This is a genomic window from Thalassotalea euphylliae, assembly GCF_003390395.1.
GTDB classification, from domain to species: domain Bacteria; phylum Pseudomonadota; class Gammaproteobacteria; order Enterobacterales; family Alteromonadaceae; genus Thalassotalea_F; species Thalassotalea_F euphylliae_C.
This window is the reverse complement of the sequence record NZ_QUOV01000001.1, coordinates 4,267,685-4,294,568: the sequence shown is the minus strand read 5'-3', so window position 1 is coordinate 4,294,568 and position 26,884 is coordinate 4,267,685. Positions and strand designations below refer to the sequence as shown.

Genomic DNA, 26,884 nt, shown 5'->3' with positions numbered 1-26,884 from the left:
TAGAATAAACAAGGCGCTTACTTTACCTAGCAAGTTTTTAATGCTAACTTTAGCCCTGTAGTAACACATACCTAAACCCTATTCTTACGTCCAAGCACTGCCAGCAGGCAACACATAACAACATTTTATTGTTTAAGAACATCTACTATGAATCTTACTGAACTCAAACAGAAGTCTATCAGCGAATTGGTTGCTTTAGCCGAGTCGATGAAGCTTGATAATCTAGCTCGTAACCGTAAACAAGACATTATTTTCGCAATTCTAAAAGCGCATGCTAAAAGCGGTGAAGACATTTTCGGTAGCGGTGTGTTGGAAATTTTACAAGACGGTTTTGGCTTCTTGCGTTCAGCTGACTCTTCGTACCTTGCTGGTCCAGACGATATTTATGTATCACCAAGTCAAATTCGCCGTTTCAGCTTACGCACTGGTGATACGATTCAAGGTAAGATTCGTCCGCCAAAAGATGGCGAACGCTACTTTGCGCTGTTAAAAGTTAATGAAGTTAACTTTGATAAGCCAGAGAACTCACGTAACAAGATTTTATTTGAAAACTTAACGCCTGTTCACTGTGACTCACGTATGGTGATGGAGCGCGGTAATGGTTCTACAGAAGATATTACTGCTCGTGTATTAGACCTAGCCTCACCAATTGGTAAAGGCCAACGTGGTTTGATTGTGGCACCACCAAAAGCGGGTAAAACGCTATTACTTCAGAACATTGCACAAAGCATTGCTCATAACCACCCTGAGTGTGAGTTAATGGTATTGCTTATCGACGAGCGCCCAGAAGAAGTTACCGAAATGCAGCGCCTAGTAAAAGGTGAAGTGGTTGCCTCTACGTTCGACGAACCTGCTAGTCGTCACGTACAAGTGGCTGAAATGGTCATTGAAAAAGCGAAGCGCTTAACTGAGCACAAAAAAGATGTGGTTATCTTGCTCGACTCAATTACTCGTTTGGCACGTGCGTACAACACCGTAATTCCATCATCAGGTAAAATCCTAACGGGTGGTGTTGATGCCAATGCGTTGCACCGTCCTAAGCGTTTCTTTGGTGCTGCGCGTAACATCGAAGAAGGTGGTAGCTTAACCATTATTGCCACCGCGCTAGTGGATACTGGCTCGAAAATGGATGAAGTTATTTACGAAGAATTTAAAGGTACAGGTAACATGGAACTGCACCTATCTCGTAAAGTAGCTGAGAAGCGTGTATTCCCAGCAATTCACTTCAATCGCAGTGGTACGCGCCGCGAAGAATTGCTTACTAAGCAAGATGAACTTCAGAAAATGTGGATTTTGCGCAAGATTGTCCACGAAATGGGCGAAATCGATGCGATGGAATTCCTTATCGATAAGTTGGCAATGACCAAAACCAACGATGAATTCTTCGACTCAATGAAACGTAAGTAGTACGATTCTTTGATTGAAAAACACCGGCTAAGCTGGTGTTTTTTGTTTTCAGGCTTGATAAAGCGCATAACGAAAGCTCTAGTTGCTGACAACACAATCAATACTATTTAATGAAACACCGACCACAGCTGATATTGCGATTATTTAGCTTACTGACAAGCTTACTACTTGTCTTTAAGGCGATAAGTGCTGAACAAGAATTGCTTAAGATTGATGTGTTGGTTGAAGATGCCTACCCGTTGCAGTACATGCATAGGGGTAATTACCAAGGGCAAATGGCTGAGCAAGTAAAAAGTGTGTTACAAAAAGCCAACCTCGGTGAATATCAGTTCAAGCTAATTCCTTGGCCAAGAGCGGTAGAGCAAGCTAAAACTGCTCCCAACACCCTGATTGTTGGCTTAGCGCGCACACCGTCACGCGAGCAATATTATCAGTGGGTAGCGCCGGTAGTTAGCCTTGAGTATAATTTTTACAGCACAGCGCAAGTGATGCAGAGTAAAGAGATAACTGAGCACAGCATCAAATCGATGCGAGTCGGTACCGTGATCAACTCTATGCTTGACCAACACTTAAGAGCGTCAGGCTTTACCAAAATACATGCTGTTCCTTTTGCAGAGCAAAACTTTGATAAGTTAATGAATAACCGTATTGACGTTATTCCTGCGAGCTCAAGTCATTTTATGGAGGCTTGTGTGTTAACGCGGCATGACTGTCATCGCTTTGTTAAAGTGCTACCTGTTGATATTGAAACCAACACCCTGTGGCTTGCCGCCAGTCAAACAACACACAAAGAGTTGATTAAACGTCTGCGTGAAGCGGCGCAAGTTAAGCCGCCTTTACTTCCATAATTCCTCATTTCGATTAGGGCGTGTTGATCTTTCAGGATTGTTTTTGCAGCATTCTGTTTGGGTTTTATACAAGGCGGCACTTGTGCAGTGTAGTCATTCTCCATAAATAAGTGCCAACACAGTAGAAAATTCAAACAGACGCTGCCCTGCGGGGTCATCTAAACGCTTCCTGCTCATTGTTGCTCGATTTTTACATAGAACGACTATGCGACAAAGCGAGCGCCGCGATCAGAAAGCGTTTAGATTGAACAAAATTCAATCTCGAAAGATCAACACGCCCTAGTTGTTAAAAGTAGCTAGCTTGCTTCAAGACTATTGATTCATCTAGTCACCCGTTATTCATCAAGGGCTAGGCTAATTATCAGGCTTAACTCTTTCGTAATATCCATCAAATACTAGTTCCCATGTTTTCCCGTTATCTTGGCTGGTATACCAACGCTGAACTACAACCTCTTCACTGAACCGCTGCCAGGTAATTTTGTTCATTACTGGCGGGTTGTGTGGAACTATTAGCTCACCTGTTAATGTCATTATATTACCTTTAAACTCACCATCGAGTTGCAGTAATAAGCCAGTATTATCAATCCAGGTTTGATGCCAACGTTTGGACAATTGATCATAAATATTGAGGCTCTTTCCTTCAAAGCCGGATGGTGTTCGGTATTCTTCTAAGATGCCGCAACCATTGTTAATCAAGGAAACTTTACTGTTACTGACCTCATCATTGGCACTGTTCGTTACTTGCCAGTGACCAATCCAGAAATCGAACTGTCGATGGCTTTTGTCGTCACAAGCGCTTGAAGCAAAAGCAGTTAATGCGATAAGCAAAATAATAACTTTACTGGTCATAATTGGTCTCAAGTTCGTAGTAGTCCAGTCTAACCTTAGCAGTATTATGTAAATTCACGTTAGGACATAGCGAGCGCTAGCGTCGCAAGTTATAATAGCAGCACTATTTTTGACCAAAATATAATATGAAATACAGCGATTTACGCGACTTTATAAAGCAACTGGAAAAAATCGGTCAGCTAAAACGAATTAAGCAGCCTATTTCTACCGAGTTGGTAATGACAGAAATAAGTGACCGCACGCTTCGTGCCAAAGGTCCTGCTTTGTTGTTTGAAAACCCTATTGGCTTTGATATGCCAGTATTAACTAACCTTTTTGGTACTCCTGAGCGTGTTGCCTTGGCAATGGGGCAAGAAAATGTTGCCGCGTTACGCGAAGTTGGTCAGCTACTGGCAACACTAAAAGAGCCTGAGCCACCAAAAGGCTTTAAAGACGCATTAGATAAGTTACCGCTGTACAAACAAGTGCTGAACATGCCAACCAAAGTGGTGAAAAAAGCAGAGTGTCAGCAAATTGTGATGTCAGGTGATGAGGTCGATTTAACCAAGTTACCGATTCAACATTGTTGGCCTGGCGATGTTGCTCCGCTCATTACTTGGGGACTAACAATCACTCGAGGTCCACATAAAGAGCGCCAAAACTTAGGTATTTATCGCCAGCAGCTACTAGGTAAAAACAAATTAATTATGCGCTGGTTGTCACACCGAGGTGGGGCGATCGATTTTCAAGAATTTAAAAAGGTAAATCCAGGTGAAAACTACCCAGTATCGGTTGCCTTAGGTGCCGATCCTGCCACGATTCTTGGGGCTGTTACTCCTGTGCCTGATACCTTGTCTGAATATGCTTTTGCTGGTTTATTGCGCGGTAGTAAAACGCAGGTAGTTAAAAGCATTAGTAATGACCTGCAAGTGCCAGCAACAGCAGAAATTGTGCTGGAAGGCTACATTGCGCCGAATGAAACAGCGCCAGAGGGCCCTTACGGTGATCATACTGGCTATTACAATGAAGTAGATGAATTTCCAGTATTTACCGTCACGCATGTAACGATGCGCGAAAATCCGATATATCACAGCACTTACACGGGCCGTCCGCCAGATGAGCCAGCCATTTTAGGTGTTGCATTAAACGAAGTGTTTGTGCCGATATTACGTAAGCAATTTCCTGAAATTGTTGATTTTTATTTACCACCGGAAGGCTGTTCTTATCGCTTAGCCGTGGTCACCATGAAGAAGCAATACCCAGGTCATGCCAAACGCGTCATGATGGGGGTGTGGTCGTTCTTACGCCAGTTCATGTACACCAAATTTGTCATCGTCTGCGATGATGACGTGAATGCGCGCGACTGGGAAGATGTGATTTGGGCAATTACTACGCGAATGGATCCCAGTCGTGATACCCTGTTAGTTGATAATACGCCAATCGACTATTTAGACTTTGCTTCGCCAGTGTCTGGCTTAGGCTCAAAAATGGGGATGGACGCAACCAACAAATGGCCAGGAGAGACTGACCGAGAATGGGGCGAGCCAATCGTTATGGATGATGCTGTGAAGCAGCAGGTAGATGAAATATGGCAAGAATTGGCGATAGTCCCGAAAGCCTCCAAATAAAAGACATAAGAGAATTATTGTAGATGAATACCATTGAATGCCGGGTTGAACAGATCACCAACTTAACCCCGTATGTATACAAAGTGTTGCTTGCACCCAATGAAGCGGTGACGTTCAAGCCTGGCCAATATCTTAATTTAGTGATGGCAGAAGATGACAAGCGTGCATTTTCGATTGCCAGTGCACCTCACCAATCGCTAATTGAGTTACAAATCGGTGCTTTTGGTGAAGACAGCTATGCTATGCAAGCAATTGAAAAACTAAAGAACAGTGATTCAGTGACGATCGAAGCGCCAATGGGTAATGCCCATTTGCGTGAAGAAAGCCAGCGTCCATTATTATTAATGGCTGGTGGTACCGGTTTTTCTTACATTAAATCGATGTTCGAGCACTTGGCTAAGCAAGGCACGGAGCGTCCACTATTGGTTTATTGGGGCTTACGCACGCAGGATGCATGTTATGAGCTAGAGCAAACGAAAGCCATGGTTGAATCATTACCTAACGCGCGTTTTATTCCTGTTGTTGAGCAGGCGGATGAGGCATGGCAAGGTCAAACAGGCTTAGTGCATCAAGCCGTTATGAAAGATATTGTTAGCCTTGAACCTTATGACATCTATTTGGCTGGTCGCTTTGATATGGTTGGCATAGTGCGCAATGATTTTGTTGAGCATGGCGCCAATATCGACCATATGTACGCTGATGCCTTTGCGTTTATTTAAGGTTAGGCAAAATTAGGTAAGGCTAAGCGTTACTTATTTCGAGGGAGCGACATCTAGGCTCTCTCTTCAAAAATGCGGAGCTAACTTAACAGTTAAAGTTCCGCTTCTTCTACCATTTGCTCACTTGTCGTTTGGTCGTCTAGCACGACTCGGTTTCGGCCATTACCTTTTGCTTGATATAAACAAGCGTCCGCTACTTTTACCCAACATACGATATTGTCGGCAAAACTCGCTTTAGCGATCACCGCGCCAAAGCTTGCGCTGGTCGTAATGGCTCGGCCTGAAGAGTCACTTAGTTGCAGTGCTGCTATCGCTGATCGCAAAGACTCAAGTTTTCGTGTGAGTGCCTCTGGCGAAATATAAGGAGCAACTATCACGAACTCTTCACCGCCAAAGCGAGCGGCCAGATCGGTTTCGCGGCTAAATGCCCGGCTAATCACTTCAGCGACAGCAACCAGCACCTTATCACCTGTAATGTGACCATAGGTGTCATTTAAGCGTTTGAAATGATCTAAATCCAGCATGACAACAGACAGGTTATCGCCACTGCGCTGAGCAGCTTTTTGAATTTGCTCAAAGCGGCTGTCTAGATAATGGCGGTTATACACTTTTGTTAAGCTGTCAATATTAGCTCTTGCTTTGAGTTTTTGGTTCGCTTCGTTAAGTTCTTTGGTTCGCTCTTGAACTTTAAACTCTAACTGCTGCTGATACTCTTTTACCGAACGCTTGTCCGATTTAAGCTCATTGTAGAGCTGATCAATTTCAGTCGCTGCTACTTGGTAAAGCGGCGCAAATTCGGTAATGGTTTTATTGTCGTATTTATTGACTTGCCTGATGATAAAGCGCAGTGGACGCGTGATGCGATTACCAATGCGATGCGCAAGAACCGTCGTTAACAGCAAGGTGAATATTAAAGCGAAGAAGATCACTAGGTATTCGCGCTCAATTTCCTTAACAGTAACGTCGTAGTCAATCAGCGTATAAATTTTCCAGTTCATGGTTGCCGTGGTCATGGCGTAAGCAAACTGCTTATCCGGCAAACTTTCAATAATCAGTCGATCTTGGATGGAGGTGTCGACCACGCGCTCCGTATCAAATAGATACAGTGGCTCCAAGTTGAATGAGGGGTGGGCATAAATAATATTGTCGTGCTGATCGGTGACCACTACTTTTATTGCTTCTGACCCTAACTTTGCATCCGTAACCTTGCCAATAAAACTAAGGTCAACAGAGCCTTCAACAATACCCTTTGGCTGATTAGGGGATGCACTATCAAAAATAGGGGTACTGATTGCCACGATAGTGTCATTACCAAAGCCTCGACCTTTAAACACGGGCGAAACATAGAGTGATTGGGTCAGCATCGCTTGCTGAAAGTAGTCGCGATCTGCAACATTAAGCTTGGCGTCTACCGATAGTAATTTGCTTGGGCTCGCGTGGGTTATATTGGCGTTGTGATCAGTTACTAGCATGGTGAGAAAGCCAGTATAACTCTGATGCACTTGCTCTAGCGATTGCTGCCATTGATTGGCTGGAATTGCACTCAGCCAGTTAGCGGCTAAGGCAATTGCACTTTGTTGATTCTTCATTGAAATATCAATAATTTCAGCAAATTTTCTCGATCTGTCTTCTAAAGTTGTTTCAACAACCTCTTGTGCTCCAAGGATTAAATCACGACTGATAAAAAGCGTTGTTGCCGACAAACCTAAGGTGGTTACCAGCACAATGGCATAGTTCAGTTGGTGCCTTAGCTTCTTCTTTAGTGGCGGCTGTTGTGACCAGTTGGCGTTTAGCTGATCGCTCAGCAAAAAGCCAAGTAAGCAGCCCATCGTTGTATAGAGTGCTGCGTTAAACCCTTGCTTTAGTGAAATAAATAACCAGTACACTGTACCTTGTTCTAAATTCAGCCAGACCAGAAAGCCTGTTAACGGCATACCAATGAGGCACCAATAGCCAATATTGGCGAATAAAACGTAGAAGCCCTTAGTGCGTAAATACGAGATTGTTAGGGCTTCAAGGCCAAAGGTTAAAAAGGCAAATGGGTGACCCCAAGTAAAATAAAGCGGTGTTGCCGTTAATAAGGCTGTCAGCAGTGCCCATTGAGGCTTGAGACACATGGCCGCCACTATAATCATAGTGTTGCCAAAAATTAACTCTACTTCCGGTAGAAACGGAAATGGGAAACAGTTAATTAATGCCCCAATAAGACCCAGTACCATTGCCACCGCAATCGGGTGAAACTGGTTTGGCTGGGCATTGCCTGATGGTGTCGACGTAGGTACTGCTGTCATATGATTACAAGCTTATCAATAGCTCCGCGGCCTGCTGATATTTACCCTGCTCACTTAAAGCGCGTGCATACCCTTTAGCATCAAGGGGAGTCAGTGGCTCGGCGCTTGAAGCGATACTGTGAAATGCCCGCTCTGCCAATGGCCATTGTTTGTCGCTCAGTGCAAAGTGGCCTAAACAACTTAACCAAAAATGATTGTGTTGGTCTTTTTGCAAGTGTTGCTGCGTTACCTTAATCACCTCGCTTGGCGCGGCAAGCTCTATGGTTTTTAATTGATTGATAAGGTCAGTGTTTTTACCTTTCTTAATCACAGGCAATAGCAACGGGTTTAATTGTTCGGTTAACTGGTGCTTGGCTAATACTTGGCAGTAAGCAGCAATAATATCGTTATCTTGTTTAAGCTTACGCGCTAGGCCTTGCCAGTATTGTTCGAGTGTTTGGGCACTTTTATCATGCACTAGCTGCTCAAACTGCCCCAAATAAGCAGCTTGTTGCCAGCCACTGATTTGCTCGCTAGTGATCGCTTTTTGTTTTTTCGCCTTGGCAATAAAATCAATCGCATGTTCGAAACGTTGTTCGGCAATACTTAGGGTGATTTCATGAGCGAGTAGCCGGTGATCATGGCCAATATGCGTGTGATAGTTATCAAGCATTTCACGCGCTTTTTGCCATTGTTTGTTTGCCATCAAAATGTCTACCTGCACTAAAATACTTTCAATGCCATGCTCTTTTACATTCTGCCCTTGATGATCTGCTAATTGCAGGTAACGCTCGGCATTTACATTGTCGTTTTGCTGATGGGCAGCTTTGGCGGCAACTAAGTAGGCTGTCAGTGGTGAGTGACTTTTATCAGCGCTGCTTGCTAGTAGTTTTTCTGCTTGTTGGTGGTTGCCCAGTAAATACTCAGCGATACCTTTGCGATAGTCGCGCTCACTGCGACGCTTGTTGGCAAAAGCGAATTTGTGCCAAGTGCCAGTACTTAGCTTAACGCCACCTTTTAATACCTTTAGTGTAAACAGCAAGATAATAAATAATACGACCAGGAAAAAGGTGGCGGTAACGACTGTCGACTCTATCGTGAGATCGCCCATGGCAATTAAAATGTAGCCTTTTTCACCAATCAGTAATGGGCTTACTGCAATTGCTGCAAGCACAAATAAGGTCGTCAGGATTAGCTTGATCATAAAATAGCTCCAGCTGAGTCTTGCTCATTAACTGCTTTGCGCTTTTCATTTTCATCATTGTCTGCGGGTGAAGCATCATTTTGCACTTCACCCTGTGCGTCACTTTGTACATTGCTTCGTTCACTGCTTTGAACCAAGCGGCTGATGGCAGTATAAGATTCAAGCTTGCTTGGTAAGCTCAAGCTAATGACTTGATTATTCATTGCTGTCACAGTGTCGATAAACCCTGTTACCTCAGGTGAATCAGTATCAAAATACTCACTTAACCATGCATTCACCTTAACTAGCGATTCTTGGTATAGCGCTTTTTTATGCTGGCTAGCGGCCCATTGGGCAAGTTGTAGCTTAAGTATTAAGTTTTGGCGCAAAATGTTTTGTTGCTCTGGGCTAAGCAATGCTTCAACGTTGCTTGCACGGCGTTTAACCGTAAAGAAGTAATTCGCTATTTTCTGCCATGTCTTAGCAAGGTTTTCTTGCCAATCGGCAATGTCGTCAGACAACTCTAGATCAGGATCTGCTTCTGTTGGCGTTGGTAAGTGCGCCATCGCAATCGGTAAGCGATTAACTTGCTCGGCTAACCCCATCAAAGTGAGAATAACGTCATCAGTTGCTAATTCTGGTAGTAAGTTCAATACCGCAATATCTTGGCTGATCAGTTTGCGCACAGGCAAGAACTCTGGGTTCTTAGTTGCTTTTAACTTGTCATCCGCTTCGTTTAGTAAGCGAGTCGCCAATTGAGCATCTTGCTCTAACCATAATGAACGGCTAGCTACGCGGATCAGATATTCTGCTTCTTTTAGCTGCCACGGCGTATTTTTCGTTTGTTGTAAACTTAAAGTCAGTGCTTTTAGCTGCGCGAGCTCTTGCTGCACTGGTGATATTGCTGGTGCAACCGCTTGCTCTGCCAATTGTGGAATTTGTGCAAGTGTATTTTGTTGTTGGCTTGCTAAGGCTTGTTTTAAGCTTTGTTCAACACTGGTATTTTGTTGTTGCTGATGTTGACTCAGCTCGCTAAGTAGCAACTTTTGTTGTTCTTGTAGCCACAAGTATCCACCACCGATAGTCGCGAATGCGCCAACCGACAATACTAAAGCCAACAAGCCGACTTTCGAAATAGCGTTACTTGCTTGCGGGGCACGAGCGCCTGATTGAGTGGATGTAGGCGCTTTTTTCGTAGCAACTTTTGTTGCGCTGGCTGATGACTCAACCTTAGATGACTTTGCGTTGTTATCAGCCGACTCCGGCGTTGTGTTAGTTGTCATTTATAGATTCCAATTGGTTCAGCGTGGTGATGATGGCTTGATCACTTGCGCCGTGAGTACAAATCACGTGCCTAAGCCCATATTCCCTTGCGAGTTGTGCAATACGCGTGCTGGCAACAAACCATAAACAGGTGTTTTGCCAGAAATTATTGTTATGCTCAGAATGAGTCCCATTTTGGGTTAATTGCCAAGTGCTTTCAAGTAATGCCTGACTGGTCACAATAATGCCTGTTACCCCTTGGCTGCGCCACTGCTGGGCTTGATGCGGATCAAACTCGTGCCACTGGCGATAGTAACTTTCGAAATAGCGAACATTTGCACCGCGTATAACCAGCTCATTTGCCAGTAGCTCCCGACCGCCATTGCCGCGCACAATAAGAATGTTTTTGTTGGTTACTTGGCTTAATTCAGGCAGCGCCAGCATTCCTTCACTGTCATGCTGGGGTGGACAAATTGCTTGCTTGATACCCAGTTGATGCAAAGCGGTAAGGGTTGCGCTACCAACGGCGACAGTAATGGCAGTGGTGGCAGTTGGCCAAGCACTAAGAGGAAGTATTTTATTCGCCCACTCGACTGCAGCTTTGCTAACAAAAATAATAATGCTGGGCTGGTGCGTATTAAGTACTTGGCTTAGTTGACTTTGATTGGCAGCGGCTGAATATGCAAACATCGGTTGGCAAAGAGTTTGATAGCCAGCTAAGTTAAGTTGGCTAGCTAATTGTTGAGCCTGTGGCTCAGGGCGAGTAATCAGCAATTTGGGTTTGCTTAGCTTGCTTGAGTGGCTTTGCTTGCTTGAACAACTCGCCTGAAGGTGCGATTTATTGACTATGTTAGTCGCCATAAACTTGCTGAAGAATGCGCTTAGCACCTAAGCCTAGTAGCGTATCGGCAAGTTTTTGACCGATTTGCTCAGCATGCTCAACGCTACCAGTAATTTCGCTTTCGATAATTTCGCTACCGTCAACTGAACCCACTAAACCACGCAAGTACAGTTCGTCGTCTTCAATAATAGCGTAGCTGCCGATTGGTACTTGGCAACCGCCTTCAAGCGCACGGTTCATGGCGCGCTCGGCCAGCACTCGAACACGAGTTTCTTGGCATTCTAGCGGTGCTAACAATTGCTTGATGGTTTCATCATCGGTACGGCACTCAATACCTACCGCCCCTTGACCATTTGCTGGTAACATTTGCTCTGGTTCAATATAGGCTTTAATGCGCTCTGGCATTTCCAAACGAATAAGGCCCGCCGAGGCAAGGATAATAGCGTCGTACTCGCCGTCATCAAGCTTTTTCAAGCGCGTATTCACGTTGCCGCGTAAATCGCGAATATCTAAATCGGGACGCTGCGATTTTAGCTGACACTGGCGACGTAAGCTTGAGGTGCCAACAATGGCACCCTCTGGTAACTGGTCAATGCTGGCGTAAGTGTTTGAAACAAAAGCGTCGCGCGGGTCTTCACGCGGGCAAATAACTTCCAGCCCTAAACCTTCTGGAAAATCGACAGGTACATCTTTCATCGAATGCACGGCAATATCTGCGCGCCCTTCTAGCATGGCAACTTCTAGCTCTTTAACGAACAAGCCTTTACCGCCGACTTTAGCCAGCGGCGTATCAAGAATGATATCGCCTTTGGTTGTCATTGGGACAAGTTCAACGGTGATATCTTGATGAAAGTGCTCTAATTGAGCTTTTACGTATTCCGCTTGCCATAGGGCTAAAGCGCTTTTGCGAGTCGCGATTCTTACTGTGGTCATGATGGTCTCTTACGGCTGAGTGCTAGGAATTAGCGCTTATGGCTGTGCTAACGTAATGTCAGCTTCTGCTTGTTTGGCAACGGCGGCAGACAAAAACTGCCAAAATTCATCGCCAGCACGTTTGTCACGCCATTGGTGGTTTTCTAACACAAAGTGGTGACCATTAAACTTAGTGGCAACCCAAATTTCGTGCAGTGGCGCTTGCTTATTGATAATAATTTTACTGCCGTTCTTAAATGCCAAGGTTAGCATGCCACCAACACCTTCGTAGTCGATGTCTGTACCACAGTCTTCAATGGCTTCTTCTACCGCGAGTAATAACTCGTCAGCAATGAAATTGTATTGGCTATCGTTCATTTATCAGATCCAAGAGTGATAACACTTGTATTTGTAGATGTGCATGTGCGTATAATACCAGTCACATGCCGTAATACCAGCGTATTACCTTAATTTTTGCCTGCTAACTTATTAAAAAATGAAAACAAAACTTAACCGAATTTGTGCCTGCTTTTTTGTTCTTTGTCTGCTTGCTGGTTGTGGCTTAAAAGCGCCACTTTATCAAACACCAGAGCAGCCTGAGCAAGAACAGCCAGTATCGGATGCAGGAGAAAACTAATGGATTATTTTAACTATCAAGGTGACTCCTTGTATGCCGAAGCGTGCGCTGTAACTGAGCTGGCAAAACAATATCAAACGCCGCTTTATGTCTACTCGCGTGCGACAATTGAACGTCACTGGCATGCCTTTGATAAAGCGGCAGGTGAGCTCCCTCACCTGGTATGTTATGCGGTGAAGGCGAATAGCAACTTAGCCGTGTTGAACGTGATGGCGCGTTTAGGCTCAGGTTTTGACATCGTTTCCAAGGGCGAATTAGCCCGCGTGATAGCTGCTGGTGGTGACCCTGCTAAAGTAGTTTTCTCTGGAGTAGGTAAAACCTCTGACGAAATCGCTTATGCCCTATCCCACGGTATTTACTGTTTTAATATTGAATCTGCTGCTGAACTAGAGCGCATCAATCACGTTGCGGGTAAAGCGGGCAAAAAGGCGCCTGTGTCATTTCGCGTTAATCCAGATGTTGATGCCGGCACACACCCTTATATTTCAACGGGCTTAAAAGAGAATAAGTTTGGCATTAGCATTGAAGAAGCTCCAGCGCTCTATCAACACGCGGAGACGCTTGCCAATATCGACATTAAAGGGGTTGATTGTCATATCGGCTCACAGCTCACTGAAGTACAGCCGTTTTTGGACGCACTCGACCGTGTATTAGTGTTGGTTGATACCCTTGCCGAGCAAGGTATTAAGCTTTCTCATATCGATGTTGGGGGCGGCCTAGGCGTGTGTTATAACGACGAACAACCACCGCACCCTAATGACTACGCGAAAGCGATTGCAGAGAAAATTGCCGGTCGCAATATTACCCTGATTTACGAGCCGGGCCGCGCCATAATGGCCAACGCTGGTATTTTGGTGACCGAAGTTGAGTTCTTAAAAACAAATCAAGACAAGCACTTTGCGATTGTTGACGCCGCGATGAACGACTTGCTGCGACCATCACTTTATCAGGCGTGGCAGAACATTATTCCTGTTGAGCAGCGCCAAGATGAGCTGAGCATCAATTACGATATTGTTGGGCCAATTTGTGAAACAGGTGATTTTCTCGGTAAAGACCGCGAATTAGCGATTAAAGCTGGTGATTTATTGGCGGTACGCTCGGCTGGTGCGTATGGCTTTACCATGAGCTCTAATTACAACAGTCGTCCACGTGTCGCTGAAGTCATGGTGGATGGCGACACCAGTACCCTAGTGCGAGAGCGCGAAACAATTGAGCAACTGTGGCAGGGTGAGCACCTTTTACCTTAGTCGTTAGCATCATCAACGACTAACAACAGCTAATAAGAAGTAAAGAAAGACACTAAATATGCTGGTTAATTTTTCAAAAATGCACGGCTTGGGCAATGACTTTATGGTCATTGATAATGTTACCCAGAACGTATACTTGCCGAATGATCAAATAAAAAAACTGGCAAACCGCAATTTTGGCGTTGGCTTTGACCAACTCTTGGTTGTTGAACCCCCTTATGACCCTGATTTAGATTTTCACTACCGTATTTTCAACGCTGATGGCAGTGAAGTTGGCCAATGTGGCAATGGTGCTCGCTGTTTTGCTCGCTTCGTGCGCAGCAAAGGGCTTACTAACCGCAATAAGATTCGCGTTTCAACTTCTTCTGGCAAAATGACGCTTTACGTTGAGCGTGATGGCAATGTATCAGTGAATATGCCAACACCTCAATTTGAACCTGCGCAAATCCCCTTTAAAGCGCAAAAGGTTGAAGGCACCTACATTATGCGCACCGAACATGAAACTGTGCTGTGTGGCGCCGTCTCTATGGGCAATCCACACTGCGTGTTGACCGTTGACGATATTAACACTGCGCCAGTAGAAACCTTAGGGCGTGAGCTATCCACCCACGAGCGTTTTCCAAAAGAAGTCAATGTTGGCTTTATGCAGGTAGTTTCACCTGACTTTATTAAATTGCGCGTTTTTGAGCGTGGTGCTGGTGAAACCTTAGCTTGTGGCAGCGGTGCATGTGCAGCCGTGGTGATTGGTCAAACACAGAAAAAATTGAATAAACAAGTTACTGTTGAATTGCCTGGCGGTAAACTACGGATATTTTGGAAGGGTCCAGGCCACCCGGTGAAAATGTCTGGCCCGGCTGCTCATGTTTTTGATGGTCAAATACATATATGAATGAACAAAACCCGTTACACGCCGACGATTTACCGTTAACAGACGATCTCGTTGTGCGTTACCTTGAAGATAACCCTGAGTTTTTTAGCCGCAACCCATCATTGATTACGTCTTTGCGTTTGCAAGACCCACATCGTGGCACAGTCTCACTAGTGGAGCGTCAACAAACCCAGCTAAGACAAAAAATTCAAGGGCTTGAGGAAGAAATTACTCAGTTAATGTCCGTTGCTAACAATAATGAGCAACTGTTTCGCTTATACAGCGATTTGTATTTGCAGTTAATTGACAGCAAAAATGTTACGCAATTATTAGATATTCTTACACGTGCAACCTTAGAGCTGCTTTCTCTGTCAGGATTAAAGTTATGGTTAACGCCTAGCTTTATCGCTAACCATGCAACGCCAGCGCACGACAGTGTGATCGTAAACGACTGCCAGTCGGTCATCGAAACGCGCTTAGCAAACGAAGATTATTATTTTGGCCGATTGCAGCAAAGCGAACTACAACAAATATTTGGTCACGGGTTTGCCGGCTCCGTAGTGCTCATTAAGCTCGAGCATGCTGGTCAAGATATCGGGTTTTTAGCGATTAGCTCGCAAGATGCCGATCACTTTGATCCGCGTATGGATACCTTGTTGCTTAGCCAATTCCAAAAGCTAGTGGCTAAACTGTTATTTCAACATCTTGAACAATAACATCTGCCATTTCTAAGCCTTGCGATATAACTTAGCGTAAGGTTTGACAGAATATTAAATGATTGGCAAAGGTGTCAGCACTTGAAATTTTACCGTACGTTAAAGCCTATCAAGGCTATCAGCTTTGATTTAGACGACACGCTCTACAGCAATCGCCCTGTGATGGTTGCCACCGAGCGTGCGATGCCCGGCTATTTTCAACAACTATTGTCGCCGCTATTAGCTGGCAAAACAGTTACTTTTGATCGCCATTTTTGGCAGCCACATCGCACCGCCGCAATTGAGCAAAACCCTGAAATAAGGCACGATGTTACGGCATTGCGTTTAGCCACCTACCAACTTGGTATTGCAAGTTTGGGGGCGGAAAAGGCAAACGCCAAATCACTCGCTGAACAAGCTATGGCACATTTTTTAGCAACCCGTAGCGATTTTTCTGTGCCAGCCAGCAGCATTGAGTTGTTACAGCAGCTTAGAGAGCATGTGCCAGTTGTGGCCATCAGCAACGGTAATGTAGATACCCAAGCGATTGGGCTAAAAGACCAGTTTGATCATATTTACCACGCTGGCAATGGCCTAAAAATGAAGCCTGCTGGCGACTTATTTGAACAAGCGGCACAAGATTTAGCGATTGCTTGCGAGCATATACTTCATGTCGGCGATTGTGGTCGTGCTGATATTCTTGGTGCGCTGCGTGCAGGTTGCCAAGCCGCTTGGTTGTCTTGCTATGATGTTGGTAAACCGTTGAAAGTTTTACCCCATATTGAGCTAAGCGATGTGACTGAATTAGCAGGCTTAGCCCCCCACTTGAGTTCCTAATCTGAGTTTCAAAATAATGGATGTTTCTGATCTATTAGACGGCTTAAATGACAAGCAGCGCGAAGCCGTCGCTGCACCTCTACAAAATATGCTTGTGCTGGCAGGTGCTGGCAGTGGTAAAACACGTGTATTAGTACAACGTATCGCTTGGTTAATGCGTATTGAGCAAGCGTCGCCGCATAGTATTTTGGCGGTAACCTTTACCAACAAAGCCGCCTCAGAAATGCGCGCCCGTGTTGAGCAAACCACTGGCGGCAATGTGTTTGGTATGTGGCTAGGTACTTTCCATGGTTTAGCACACCGTTTATTGCGCATGCACTTCCAAGAAGCTAACTTGCCGCAGAGCTTCCAAGTGTTAGATTCTGACGATCAATTGCGCTTAGTCAAGCGCACTATTCGAGCGCTCAACCTAGATGAGAAAAAATGGCCGGCTAAGCAAGCAGTTTGGTATATCAACGGCAAAAAAGATGAAGGATTAAGACCGAAACACCTTGATGCTCAGTTTGATCCGACCGAGCAAACCTTTATTAATATTTACCAAAGTTACCAAGATGCATGTGACCGCGCTGGCTTAGTTGATTTCGCTGAGCTCTTGCTGCGAGCACATGAGCTATGGCTTGAACACCCAGCGTTACTTAATCATTACCAGCAGCGCTTTCAGCACATTTTGGTTGACGAATTCCAAGACACTAACGCGATTCAATATGCCTGGCTGACCATGCTTGGCAAAGATCAAAGCAAGGTCATGATTGTTGGTGACGACGATCAGTCAATTTACGGTTGGCGTGGCGCTAAAATCGAGAATATTCAGCGCTTCCTTGATGATTACCCGAAAGCAGAAACGATTCGTTTAGAACAAAACTATCGCTCAACCGCTAACATTCTAAATGCATCCAATAAGTTAATTGCCAACAACAATAACCGCCTAGGTAAAGAGCTGTGGACGCAAGACACGGCTGGCGAAAAAATCTCGATCTACACAGCCTTTAATGAAATCGACGAAGCTCGCTTTATTGCTGGCCGCATCAATACTTGGCGAGAAGAAAATGGCTCGCTTGATGATGTCGCCATTTTATATCGCAGTAACGCGCAATCACGCCTACTGGAAGAAGCTTTACTGCAAGCACAGCTGCCCTACCGCATTTACGGTGGTTTACGCTTCTTCGAGCGCCAAGAAATTAAAGATGCGCTCGCTTATATGCGCCTAATTAATAATCGTGACGATGACGCTGCGTTCGAGCGCATTATCAACACGCCAACACGTGGCATTGGCAACCAAAGCCTAGCGCTGATTCGCGATGCCGCAAAGTCGATGGAAGTTACTTTGTGGCGAGCGTGTCAAAACATGCTGGCCGAACAAAGCATTAAAGGCCGTGCAGCAAACGCCATTACCAACTTTATTAACCTGATTGATCAGCTTGAAGATGACTCTGCTGCATTAGATTTAGATCAACAAGTGAACTTTGTTATCGGTCATAGCGGTCTTAAAGCTATGTACCAAGCAGAAAAAGGCGAACGAGCGCAGGCACGCATTGAAAACTTAAACGAATTAGTCACGGCTTGCCAAACCTTTGTGCAAGAACCAGAACTGGAAGAAGAACAAACCAAGTTAACGGCTTTTCTTACTCATGCCTCGCTTGAAGCAGGTGAGTCGCAAGCAGATGAATATGAGCCAGCGGTGCAATTAATGACGATGCACTCGGCGAAAGGTTTGGAGTTTCCGCTGGTCTTTATTGCTGGTTTAGAGGAAGGTATGTTCCCTTCTCAACAGTCGCAAGAAGATATTAGTCGTTTAGAAGAAGAGCGACGCCTATGTTACGTTGGCATGACAAGGGCAATGCACAAGCTATACTTATGTCATGCTGAAAGTCGGCGCTTATATGGTCAAGAAAAATACCATAAGCCGAGTCGTTTTTTACGCGAGTTACCACAAGAGTGTGTAGAAGAGATACGCTTGCAAAGTCAGGTTTCACGACCAGCTTCAAGTGGCAGGTTTTCTGCGACCTTAACCACGGAGTCTTTTGATAATACTGGGTTTAGCCTTGGGCAACGAGTGATGCATCAAAAGTTTGGTGAAGGTGTGGTACTTAATTATGAAGGAGCAGGTGCTCAAAGCCGTATTCAGGTTAATTTTGAGCAAGTGGGTATCAAATGGTTAGTTGTTTCGTACGCTAACTTAACATCAATTAACTAGGGCGTGTTGACCTTTCGAGATTGAATTTTGTTCAATCTAAACGCTTTCTGATCGCGGCGCTCGCTTTGTCGCATAGTTATTCTATGTAAAAAGCGAGCAACAATGAGCAGGATGCGTTTAGATGAACCCGAAGGGCATTGTCTGTTTGAGCTTTCTACTGTGTTGACACTTATTTATGGAGAGTGACTACACTGCACAAGCGCCGCCTTGTATAAAGCCCAAACAGACTTCTGCAAAAATAATCCTGAAAGATCAATACGCCCTGACTCGATTCATAATGAGTAGGAGTAACGAGAGATAATGGCTGATCGTTTATTAGTTGTAGAAGATAGTAAGCCAATTGCTAGGGTTATTAGTCAGCTGGCTGAGTCATTGGGATTCGAAGTCGTGGTTGCAACCACCTTGGCTGAAGTTGAAGCTTTATTGCAAGGTGATACTAAGTTTTTTGCTGCCACTGTTGACTATGCCTTACCGGATGCACCTGATGGCGAGGCTATTCCATGCGTGTTATCTCATGGTGTGCAAGCGGTTGTGATGACCGGAAAAATGGATGATATCACCCGTCAGAAAATCTTAGCGCAAGCCGTTGTTGATTATATTCCGAAAGAAAATAGCCAAGCGTTTTTGTATTTAAAACGTATATTGCACGGCCAGCAAGTGAATCATGAAAATGGCATTTTGGTGGTTGATGATAGCCTCGCAACTCGCAATCATATTGTTGAACTGTTAATGCGCAGAAACTTTACTGTTTATGTCGCCAGCGACGGTGTTAAAGCACTCGAAGTAATAGAGCAGCACCCTGATATTAAGATGGTGATCACTGATTTAGAAATGCCGAATATGGATGGTATTGAGCTTACCAATGAATTGCGCAAACGTTACTCACGTGATCGTATGTCGGTTATTGGTATTTCAGGCGCCAGCAATGGTATTCATTCTGCTCGATTTATTAAAAATGGCGCCGATGACTTCTTACGCAAACCATTTTGTCCTGAAGAGTTTTACTGCCGAATTACGCAAAACATTGAAAGTTTAAACAATATTAAGCAAATTCAACGTGCAGCGAATACTGACTACTTAACAGACTTACCTAACCGTCGCGCCTTTATTCAAGTTGCGCAAACCAAATTGCCTAAATACGCGGAACAAGGTGTCGCTTACGGATTAGCGATGTTAGACATTGATTACTTCAAAAAAATCAATGATAACTATGGTCACGATGCCGGTGACAATGTGCTGAAAATGGTTGCCTTGTATATGCGTAAACACTTGCCAAGAGCGATGTTGGCGCGCTTGGGTGGTGAAGAGTTTGCGGTGTTGATGGAAGGGGTTGATGAAGACCAATTATTCACGCGCCTAGATGATTTGCGCCGTGAGCTTTCTGTTGCCCAATTGCCATACGAAGATCAGCAAATATCACTCACTATCAGTATAGGTGCGGTGTTCAATGGCTCAGGTTCATTGGCAAGCCAAATGAATGAAGCTGATCAAGCCTTATACAATGCCAAAGAAAATGGCCGTAACCAAGTCGTGATTAGCGGCCAAGAAGACTAGTAACCTTGTAAGGTGCTGTAGCTAAGCTGGCAAGGCATTACTTGCCAGCTGGTAGTAGTTTTTTGGTAAGGCGAGGAAGCGCTCTATTTCAGCTTTTTCGCTGACATCAAATATTTGAAAGTCATTTTGTGAAGGTGCTGCTGCTTGGCAAAACATTTTTAGCACTTCATAAAAAAATCCACATTTTTCAAACACAACAATGGCTGTTTTAGCTGGGCTGCTAACCACTTGTGGGTCGTTCATCACCTCTGCCGTATCAATCAAAATTTGGTGATCGCCAGTAATGCGTTTTAATTGGCTAAAGTCATATAAACCATTTAAGCCGGCATAATAACCCTCATCTTCCATCAAATTACCGTAATGCACGACAATGTCTTTGTAGTCGATATTACGTGCAACTTTCACTGTGAATATATTGTTTGGTGGGTCAATCTGATAGCGGATTTTTTCAAAGACAAGTAACTGTTCCATAGTGCAAATTCCCTGCTAAATACCTTATTTAGTATAGCTCAGCCTGAGAATTTGCAATGTTACTTGTCTATTAGTTTTTATTTTGCTCTTTCTATTGCTCTGCTAATTAGCCTGATACAGCTTTACTAGCTTTTCGCGCGCGCAGTGAGTCTGCGCTGTAAACTAGCAGTGCGAGCCAGATACAGGCAAAGGTTGCGAGCTTGGCTGGTTCTAGCGTTTCTTGATAATAAAATGTCGCGAGCATAAACATAATGCTAGGGCCGATATACTGGAAAAATCCTAGGCTTGCTAACGTTAAACGTTTAGCTGCTGCGGTAAAGCAAAGTAGTGGTGCTGTGGTGACAACACCAGCTAATACTAACATAGTGTTTAGCGTCCAAGCATTGTTAGCCATATTGCTAGTGTCGCTGCTGACAAAAAATAGCCAACCTAAGAGCGCAACAGGCAGTAGTAATAGCGATTCAATCAATAAGCCTACAAATGAATCAACGTGTAGCTTTTTACGCACTAAGCCATAAATGCCAAACGTTGCTGCTAACACCAGTGAAATCACTGGAATAGTGCCGAGTACGGCGACTTGGATCAATACGCCAACTATCGCTAGCGCCACTGCAACACCCTGCCACTTGCGCAGCCGTTCACCTAGGAAAATCATACCTAACGCGACATTAAAAATAGGATTGATGTAGTAACCTAAACTGGCATCTAAAAGGTGATCGTTATTCACTGCCCAAATGAAGATATACCAATTACTGCCCAGCAATGTTGCCGTAACTGCAAGGCTAGCGACGACTTTTTTGTTGGTGATAGTATTGATAAAAGGCTGCCATTTGCGAATAGCTACAACGATGACTAACAATAACAGCGTTGACCAGACGACGCGGTGGATCAATATCTCAGTCGCTCCAACGGCTGTTAGTGCCTTAAAATACATTGGTGCTAAGCCCCACATAAAGTAAGCCGCTAGCGCATTGATTATCCCGCTATTGGTTTGAGCTGAAGCTGATGAGTTGGGCATGAAGAAGACCTAGTCACTATTTTAAGGGCGCGAATTCTATCACAGATTCGCACATTCATAGCAAGGTTATAACGCGGTTTTAACCAACCATATAGGTGCCAGTACCAAAGGCAATATGGTCGTTCTTTTCGTTGTGCAGCTCCATTCGGGCAACAGCGACTTTACTGCCACTGCGAATAATATGTGCGGAGGCAACAAAGTGCTCACCTCGGCCGGGGCGTAAAAAGTCGGTACGTAAATCTATGGTGCCGAGCTTGCTGAGGTTTTCTTGAATCACCTGTGCAGATACCTCTTCCATATTGGCGATAATGCTGGCGGCAGCAACAACACCGCCGGCCAAATCAAGTGCTGCAGCCGTCACCCCTCCGTGAAGTATTTTCTGCATAGGATTGCCAATAAGTTTGTCGTGCCAATGAAAGCTAATTTCAGAGCGAGTGTCGTCAAAGCGAGAAATTTCAAAGCCCAGTAGCTGGTTAAATGGCATGTTGGCATTCCATAGCTCAGCAACTTTTTGAAAGCGTTGTTCTTTATTCATATTGTGCGCCTTAGCTCCTTTGAGGATCTGGTCAGATGTGCTGACTAGGTAACCTCAGCCTAGCAGCTTTTTTTGTATTTTTTAAACTCCACTCTAGGGATTCACATGCGCTTGGGCTAAAATGCTTGCGATTTTTAACCAGCTGGAAAACCGTTGACTCCCTCTGCAATTGCCCCGCAAGCTTCACTTCTCGATTCGCTTAAGCATCATTTTGGATACACCTCATTTCGCGATGGGCAGGCAGATGTTATTGAGCAAGTGATGAGTGGCCGGGATTGCTTAGTCTTAATGCCAACAGGCGGCGGTAAGTCGATGTGTTATCAGTTGCCTGCCACCTTGTTTGACGGCATCACGATTGTGGTCTCGCCACTGATCTCATTGATGAAAGATCAGGTCGACGGTCTCACCCGACAAGGCATTAGCGCCGCATTTGTTAACTCTTCGCAAAGCCAAGCTGAGGTTAACGATATTTTTCAGCGTTTGGCAGCAGGGCAAATTCGCCTACTTTATGTGGCTCCTGAGCGGTTAACTCAGCACTACTTCTTGCAAGGTATTGCTAGCCTCCCCATTCGTTTATTTGCCATTGACGAAGCACATTGTATTTCTCAGTGGGGGCATGATTTTCGTCGTGCTTATACCCAGCTAGGTTGTCTAAAACGTCATTTTCCGCATATTCCCGTGATGGCCTTAACCGCCACTGCTGATGTCACTACGCGCAAAGATATTCTTGAGCAACTAGGCTTGCACAACCCTTATGTTCACCTAGATAGCTTTGATCGCCCGAACATTCGTTTTACGCTTGCAGAGAAGTACAACGGTCAAAAGCAAATACTGTCGTACATAAAACAACGTAAAGACGATGCCGGCATTATTTATTGCAGTAGTCGCTGGCAAGTGGAAAAGCTCAGTAAATTTCTGGGTGAAGCAGGGATTAATTGTGCGGCCTACCACGCAGGATTAGAAACGGAAATTCGCGCTTACGTGCAAGACGGTTTTACCAAAGACAATATTCAAATTGTGGTCGCAACAGTTGCGTTTGGCTTAGGTATTAACAAGCCAAATGTGCGCTTCGTGGTGCATTTTGAGCCGCCTCGCACGATAGAGTCCTACTATCAGGAAATTGGCCGTGCCGGTCGTGATGGCTTGCCCGCGGAAGCCCTGTTTTTATGCGATGAGCAAGATATCAGCCGAATGAAAAAGCGCATTGCTGAGCATGAAGACGAGCAGCGGGCGAAAGTGGAGATGCAACGTTTTCAGGCGATGACTGATTTTGTTGATGCGCAAACTTGTCGCCGACAAGTGGTACTCAATTACTTTGCCGAATTTACCAAAACACGCTGTGGTAACTGTGATATTTGTTTGGATCCACCCAGTGAATTTGATGCCACAGAAGTGGCGCAAAAAGTATTGTCTTGTGTCTATCGCATTGAGCAAAAAGGCGATGTGCAATACCTGGTGACGGTACTGCGTGGTCAAGTAACGCCGCTTATTCAAAAACATGGTCATGAAAAAGTATCAACCTTTGGTCTTGGCAAAGACAAAACGCCTAGCTACTGGTTTTCGGTGATTCGCCAACTGATTCATTTAGGCTATTTACAGCAAGATATTGCTCAACATTCGGCACTGAAGTTAACTGAAGCTGCGCGCTCAATCTTAACCGCGCAAGAAACCTTAATGCTCGCTTCTCCACGTTTACAACGTGCTAGCTACTGGCAGCAAAATACGGCCACCAAGCAATACGATCGTAAGCTATTTGGCAAATTGCGCTCGTTGCGCAAAGAAATTGCCGATGCCGAAGATGTCGCCCCGTTTATCGTGTTTAACGATGCAACACTGGCGGAATTAGCCCGCATTCAGCCTCGTTCACAAGCGCAGATGTTGTCAGTCAGTGGTATTGGTGATACTAAGCTGGCGAGATACGGTGAGCCATTCTTATCATTGATAAACGCTCACCTTGGTGGCTAACACCCTCTATTTGATTCTGTATAGCGCGCAGCGCGAGTTATTGCTTACAAGTCTCGTCCTAAACGTTTCTCAATTTCACGCTTTTCCCAATCGGCATCAAAAAAGTTGAAAAACTCGAACGTAGCAACAGCATGGCTGGCAAGGCCAATGCCCCACCCCATCATCACCCACAGTACCCAGAAATAACCCGGCGTAATAAACCAATTAACGGCCAACAATACGATGTTAACAATAATGTAAGTGGCCAAGTGCCCATAGAAAGCTTTTAGCCCTTGCACGTATTCCATTGCCCGTTGTTCTTCAATCGTCACCTGAAGTTGAGAAGAACGATCTAGCCCTGATGAATGTTCTGATGATATTTGATTGCTGGTCATGTCTGCCTCCGGTTGCAGTGATGTAATATCAATTTCAAAAACAGCTGCCAGCGATTTGAGTGATTCGAGTCCCGCTTTTTGGCCACGCTCAATACGCTGAATCGTGCGAACACTAATACCAGACACTTGTGATAAATGTTCTTGTGACCAACCACGTTGTAGGCGTAACTTCTTTATTAGCATGTAAATCTTCCTTTGCAGCTTATACCAATTTCAATAAATACTTGATCATTTTGGCTGGTTAAAACGCCCATAAACTGCGTTGTTATTTTTGAAATTAGAACAACTAGTTAACAAGAAATAACGCCTTGTTTATGAACCTTTTTCCTACGCCACAATTGATCAACTAATTAATTCAATTGGTATTATTTGGCAATACTTGTTAAATATTGCAGTCGTTAGCAATCATCTTTGTTGTGGCTCATAAACACCACGTCATAGAGGCGACATTTAGGTGACAAACCTTTAAAATCATAGGCTTAGTTAAGTGATATTGGCAAGTAGGCTGGACAAAATCTACAGGCTTATCGACTATTTTTCCAATATATAGCGGGCTAATTTCAATAATTGATGAAAATGGTCTATACCTTTGATGAATGGACAAAAAAATCTTTGATCAAAGGAATGATGTAGTCCCCCATGTTTAATGCCCAAATACAGTCGGTCATCGATACTGTTGTCGATGGCTTTATCATTATTGACGAAAAAGGCCAAATTCAAAGTTTCAATGCCGCAGCATGTCGCATTTTCGGTTATCAATCGGAAGAAGTATTAGGCAAAAATGTCAACGTCTTAATGCCTGAGCCTTTTCATTCTGAGCACGACGGCTACTTAGCCAACTACTTAACCACTGGTACCAAAAAGATCATTGGCAAAGGTCGAGAAATAAAAGCACAGCGCAAAAATGGCGAGACTTTTCCGATGGAGTTATCGGTGAATGAGTTGTTCATAGATGAGCAGCGCTATTTTCTCGGCACCATTAGCGACATTACCAGTCGCAAGCTAGGTGAAGCGCAACTTAGAACCTCCGTTAAATATGCCGAAACCTTACTAGATACCGTGATTGATGGCCTGATTACGATAGATTCACGTGGTCAAATTAAAGAATTCAATAAAGCGGCGCAGCGTATTTTTGGTTATCAAAAAAGCGAAGTGGTTGGTCAAAATGTCAAAATCCTGATGCCTGATCCATATCACTCAGAGCACGATCAGTATTTGCAAAATTATCATCACAGCGGCGTGAAAAAAATCATTGGCCTTGGTCGTGAAGTTGCTGCAAGGAAAAAAGATGGCACTATTTTTCCGATAGAGCTCGGTGTCAATGAAATGAAAAATGAAGGCGAGACCATATTTGTAGGCACCATTCACGATATCAGCGAGCGCAAAGCCGCAGAAAGTGAAATACAAACTTATATGGATCAGCTAAAAGTGAGTAACGAAGAGCTCGACCAATTCGCTTATATCGCCTCCCATGATCTTAAAGAGCCATTGCGCGGTTTGTCTAATAACGCCATGTTTTTAGAAGAAGACTACGAACAATTAGTTGATGAGCGAGGTAAACAACGACTGGCAAGAATGCGATTTCTTTGCCAGCGCATGGAGCACTTGGTTGATAGTTTGCTGTACTACTCTCGACTCGGGCGTCAGGAGTTAGCGATCAACAAGGTCAATCTTACTGACGTGTTAACCAATGTCGTGGAAATCACGTTGCCTGAGGAAAAACCCAATATCAGCGTGCATTGGCCTAGTGATTTACCTGAAGTGTTGTGCGATGTGCCGCGTACCACTGAGTTATTTCGAAACTTAATTTCTAACGCAATCAAGTACAACAATAGCCCGAATAAGCGTGTGGAAGTTGGTATCACACAGATGATAAATCCGTTTTCAGGTAGTCAGGAGTCACGAGTCTTCTTTGTTAAAGACAATGGCATTGGTATTGATAAACGCTTTTTTACTGATATTTTTCGCATTTTTAAGCGCTTAAACGAAGAAAATGATGCTGTTCGTGGCACAGGTGTCGGGTTAACTTTCGTTAAAAAAATTATTGAGCGGCAAAATGGGCAAATATGGCTGGAGTCCTCGGTGGGCAACGGTACTTGCTTTTACTTTACGTTAAATATGGAAGGCAACGATGGACAATAAAGTCGGTACTATTTTGCTCGTTGATGACAACCCTGATGATTTTGAGGCAACCTTTCGAGGGTTGCGCAAAAATCAATTGTTAAATCCCGTTGCTTGGTGTCAATCCGGTCAGGATGCAAAAGATTATTTGTACCATGAAGGCAAGCACAGTGGTAAAAACGCCGCTGAAAAGCCGATAATTATTTTGTTAGACCTTAATATGCCGGGCCTAGATGGACGAGAACTACTGAGAATTATTAAACAGGATATGGCATTAAAAGGTATTCCTGTTGTGGTGCTGACTACTTCTACAGATCCGCATGATATTGAAGCCTGCTATAACTTGGGAGCCAGTACTTATATTCAAAAACCGGTTAGTTTCGAAGGGCTTACTCAAGCGATTGGAACCATAAAAGATTATTGGTTTGGTATTGCAGTATTGCCAGGTAGCGAGCAGAAGGAAGGCTAG

The 26,884-nt window shown here is 44.4% G+C and carries 25 protein-coding genes; 14 read left to right on the top strand and 11 right to left on the bottom strand.

Annotation, left to right across the window (positions count from 1 at the left end):
* Positions 1-147 precede the first annotated feature (147 nt).
* Together rho and DXX92_RS18730 are read left to right on the top strand one after the other, a co-directional pair.
* A complete protein-coding gene (rho, locus tag DXX92_RS18735) occupies positions 148-1,407 on the top strand; it encodes a transcription termination factor Rho (RefSeq protein ID WP_116002180.1) in 1,260 nt (419 codons plus the stop codon).
* 110 nt (positions 1,408-1,517) lie between these two features.
* Positions 1,518-2,255, top strand: a complete 738-nt coding sequence (locus DXX92_RS18730) for a substrate-binding periplasmic protein (RefSeq protein WP_116002179.1) — start codon at positions 1,518-1,520, stop codon at positions 2,253-2,255.
* Positions 2,256-2,609: 354 nt separating this feature from the next.
* Here the strand turns inward: DXX92_RS18730 and DXX92_RS18725 are convergent, their stop codons facing one another.
* Positions 2,610-3,104: a DUF1579 domain-containing protein gene (locus tag DXX92_RS18725; protein ID WP_116002178.1), complete on the bottom strand. Its 495-nt coding sequence runs from the start codon at positions 3,102-3,104 to the stop codon at positions 2,610-2,612.
* Positions 3,105-3,229: 125 nt separating this feature from the next.
* Between DXX92_RS18725 and ubiD the strand changes: the two genes are divergently transcribed.
* Positions 3,230-4,711 carry a 4-hydroxy-3-polyprenylbenzoate decarboxylase gene (ubiD, locus tag DXX92_RS18720; RefSeq protein ID WP_116002177.1) on the top strand — a complete coding sequence of 494 codons (1,482 nt, stop codon included), beginning with the start codon at positions 3,230-3,232 and terminating at the stop codon, positions 4,709-4,711.
* 23 nt (positions 4,712-4,734) lie between these two features.
* Positions 4,735-5,430 carry an NAD(P)H-flavin reductase gene (fre, locus tag DXX92_RS18715; RefSeq protein ID WP_116002176.1) on the top strand — a complete coding sequence of 232 codons (696 nt, stop codon included), beginning with the start codon at positions 4,735-4,737 and terminating at the stop codon, positions 5,428-5,430.
* A gap of 92 nt (positions 5,431-5,522) precedes the next feature.
* Here the strand turns inward: fre and DXX92_RS18710 are convergent, their stop codons facing one another.
* From DXX92_RS18710 to cyaY, 6 genes are read right to left on the bottom strand one after another with little or no spacing between them, the layout of a single operon-like run.
* Entirely contained in the window at positions 5,523-7,721 is a 2,199-nt protein-coding gene (locus tag DXX92_RS18710; RefSeq protein ID WP_116002175.1) for a sensor domain-containing diguanylate cyclase, read from the bottom strand.
* 4 nt (positions 7,722-7,725) lie between these two features.
* The gene (locus DXX92_RS18705) at positions 7,726-8,904 is read right to left on the bottom strand and encodes a heme biosynthesis HemY N-terminal domain-containing protein (RefSeq protein ID WP_116002174.1); all 1,179 of its coding nucleotides are present in this window, start codon (positions 8,902-8,904) and stop codon (positions 7,726-7,728) included.
* Positions 8,901-10,166, bottom strand: a complete 1,266-nt coding sequence (locus DXX92_RS18700) for a uroporphyrinogen-III C-methyltransferase (RefSeq protein ID WP_116002173.1) — start codon at positions 10,164-10,166, stop codon at positions 8,901-8,903. The genes DXX92_RS18705 and DXX92_RS18700 overlap by 4 nt, the downstream gene beginning before the upstream one ends.
* A complete protein-coding gene (locus DXX92_RS18695; protein WP_116002172.1) occupies positions 10,156-11,007 on the bottom strand; it encodes a uroporphyrinogen-III synthase in 852 nt (283 codons plus the stop codon). Before DXX92_RS18695 ends, DXX92_RS18700 begins: the two co-directional genes overlap by 11 nt.
* Entirely contained in the window at positions 10,997-11,920 is a 924-nt protein-coding gene (gene hemC, locus DXX92_RS18690; protein ID WP_116002171.1) for a hydroxymethylbilane synthase, read from the bottom strand. Before hemC ends, DXX92_RS18695 begins: the two co-directional genes overlap by 11 nt.
* 36 nt (positions 11,921-11,956) lie before the next feature.
* Entirely contained in the window at positions 11,957-12,277 is a 321-nt protein-coding gene (gene cyaY / locus DXX92_RS18685) for an iron donor protein CyaY (RefSeq protein WP_116002170.1), read from the bottom strand.
* 118 nt (positions 12,278-12,395) lie between these two features.
* Between cyaY and lptM the strand changes: the two genes are divergently transcribed.
* From lptM to DXX92_RS18655, 7 genes are all read left to right on the top strand, one after another.
* Complete coding sequence (gene lptM / locus DXX92_RS19055; protein WP_147301995.1) at positions 12,396-12,536, top strand: LPS translocon maturation chaperone LptM; 141 nt, start codon at positions 12,396-12,398, stop codon at positions 12,534-12,536.
* Positions 12,536-13,783, top strand: coding sequence for a diaminopimelate decarboxylase (gene lysA, locus DXX92_RS18680; protein ID WP_116002169.1), 1,248 nt, complete (start codon positions 12,536-12,538; stop codon positions 13,781-13,783). Before lptM ends, lysA begins: the two co-directional genes overlap by 1 nt.
* A gap of 58 nt (positions 13,784-13,841) precedes the next feature.
* Complete coding sequence (dapF, locus tag DXX92_RS18675; RefSeq protein WP_116002168.1) at positions 13,842-14,672, top strand: diaminopimelate epimerase; 831 nt, start codon at positions 13,842-13,844, stop codon at positions 14,670-14,672.
* Entirely contained in the window at positions 14,669-15,367 is a 699-nt protein-coding gene (locus DXX92_RS18670) for a DUF484 family protein (RefSeq protein WP_116002167.1), read from the top strand. The genes dapF and DXX92_RS18670 overlap by 4 nt, the downstream gene beginning before the upstream one ends.
* An 81-nt stretch (positions 15,368-15,448) precedes the next feature.
* Positions 15,449-16,183, top strand: coding sequence for an HAD-IA family hydrolase (locus tag DXX92_RS18665; protein ID WP_116002166.1), 735 nt, complete (start codon positions 15,449-15,451; stop codon positions 16,181-16,183).
* A gap of 16 nt (positions 16,184-16,199) precedes the next feature.
* On the top strand, positions 16,200-18,377 hold the full coding sequence (uvrD, locus tag DXX92_RS18660; protein ID WP_116002165.1) for a DNA helicase II: 2,178 nt from the start codon (positions 16,200-16,202) through the stop codon (positions 18,375-18,377).
* A gap of 300 nt (positions 18,378-18,677) precedes the next feature.
* Positions 18,678-19,931 carry a diguanylate cyclase gene (locus DXX92_RS18655; RefSeq protein WP_116002164.1) on the top strand — a complete coding sequence of 418 codons (1,254 nt, stop codon included), beginning with the start codon at positions 18,678-18,680 and terminating at the stop codon, positions 19,929-19,931.
* A gap of 21 nt (positions 19,932-19,952) precedes the next feature.
* Here DXX92_RS18655 and DXX92_RS18650 read toward each other — a convergent pair whose 3' ends face one another.
* The 3 genes from DXX92_RS18650 to DXX92_RS18640 all read right to left on the bottom strand — a co-directional run bounded on the left by DXX92_RS18650 (position 19,953) and on the right by DXX92_RS18640 (position 21,955).
* Complete coding sequence (locus tag DXX92_RS18650) at positions 19,953-20,402, bottom strand: hypothetical protein (protein ID WP_116002163.1); 450 nt, start codon at positions 20,400-20,402, stop codon at positions 19,953-19,955.
* Between the two features lie 106 nt (positions 20,403-20,508).
* Entirely contained in the window at positions 20,509-21,420 is a 912-nt protein-coding gene (rarD, locus tag DXX92_RS18645; RefSeq protein ID WP_116002162.1) for an EamA family transporter RarD, read from the bottom strand.
* Positions 21,421-21,499: 79 nt separating this feature from the next.
* Positions 21,500-21,955, bottom strand: a complete 456-nt coding sequence (locus DXX92_RS18640) for a thioesterase family protein (RefSeq protein ID WP_116002161.1) — start codon at positions 21,953-21,955, stop codon at positions 21,500-21,502.
* A gap of 153 nt (positions 21,956-22,108) precedes the next feature.
* Here DXX92_RS18640 and recQ point away from each other — a divergent pair, with 153 nt between their 5' ends.
* Complete coding sequence (gene recQ / locus DXX92_RS18635; protein WP_220347676.1) at positions 22,109-23,920, top strand: DNA helicase RecQ; 1,812 nt, start codon at positions 22,109-22,111, stop codon at positions 23,918-23,920.
* 44 nt (positions 23,921-23,964) lie between these two features.
* Here recQ and DXX92_RS18630 read toward each other — a convergent pair whose 3' ends face one another.
* Positions 23,965-24,477 (bottom strand): 2TM domain-containing protein, encoded by a 513-nt coding sequence (locus DXX92_RS18630; protein ID WP_116002160.1) that lies wholly within the window; start codon positions 24,475-24,477, stop codon positions 23,965-23,967.
* A 456-nt stretch (positions 24,478-24,933) separates the two neighbouring features.
* On the opposite strand from DXX92_RS18630, the gene DXX92_RS18625 reads away from it, so the two are divergent.
* Together DXX92_RS18625 and DXX92_RS18620 are read left to right on the top strand one after the other, a co-directional pair.
* Positions 24,934-26,436 (top strand): PAS domain-containing sensor histidine kinase, encoded by a 1,503-nt coding sequence (locus DXX92_RS18625; protein ID WP_116002159.1) that lies wholly within the window; start codon positions 24,934-24,936, stop codon positions 26,434-26,436.
* Positions 26,426-26,884: a response regulator gene (locus tag DXX92_RS18620; protein WP_116002158.1), complete on the top strand. Its 459-nt coding sequence runs from the start codon at positions 26,426-26,428 to the stop codon at positions 26,882-26,884. The genes DXX92_RS18625 and DXX92_RS18620 overlap by 11 nt, the downstream gene beginning before the upstream one ends.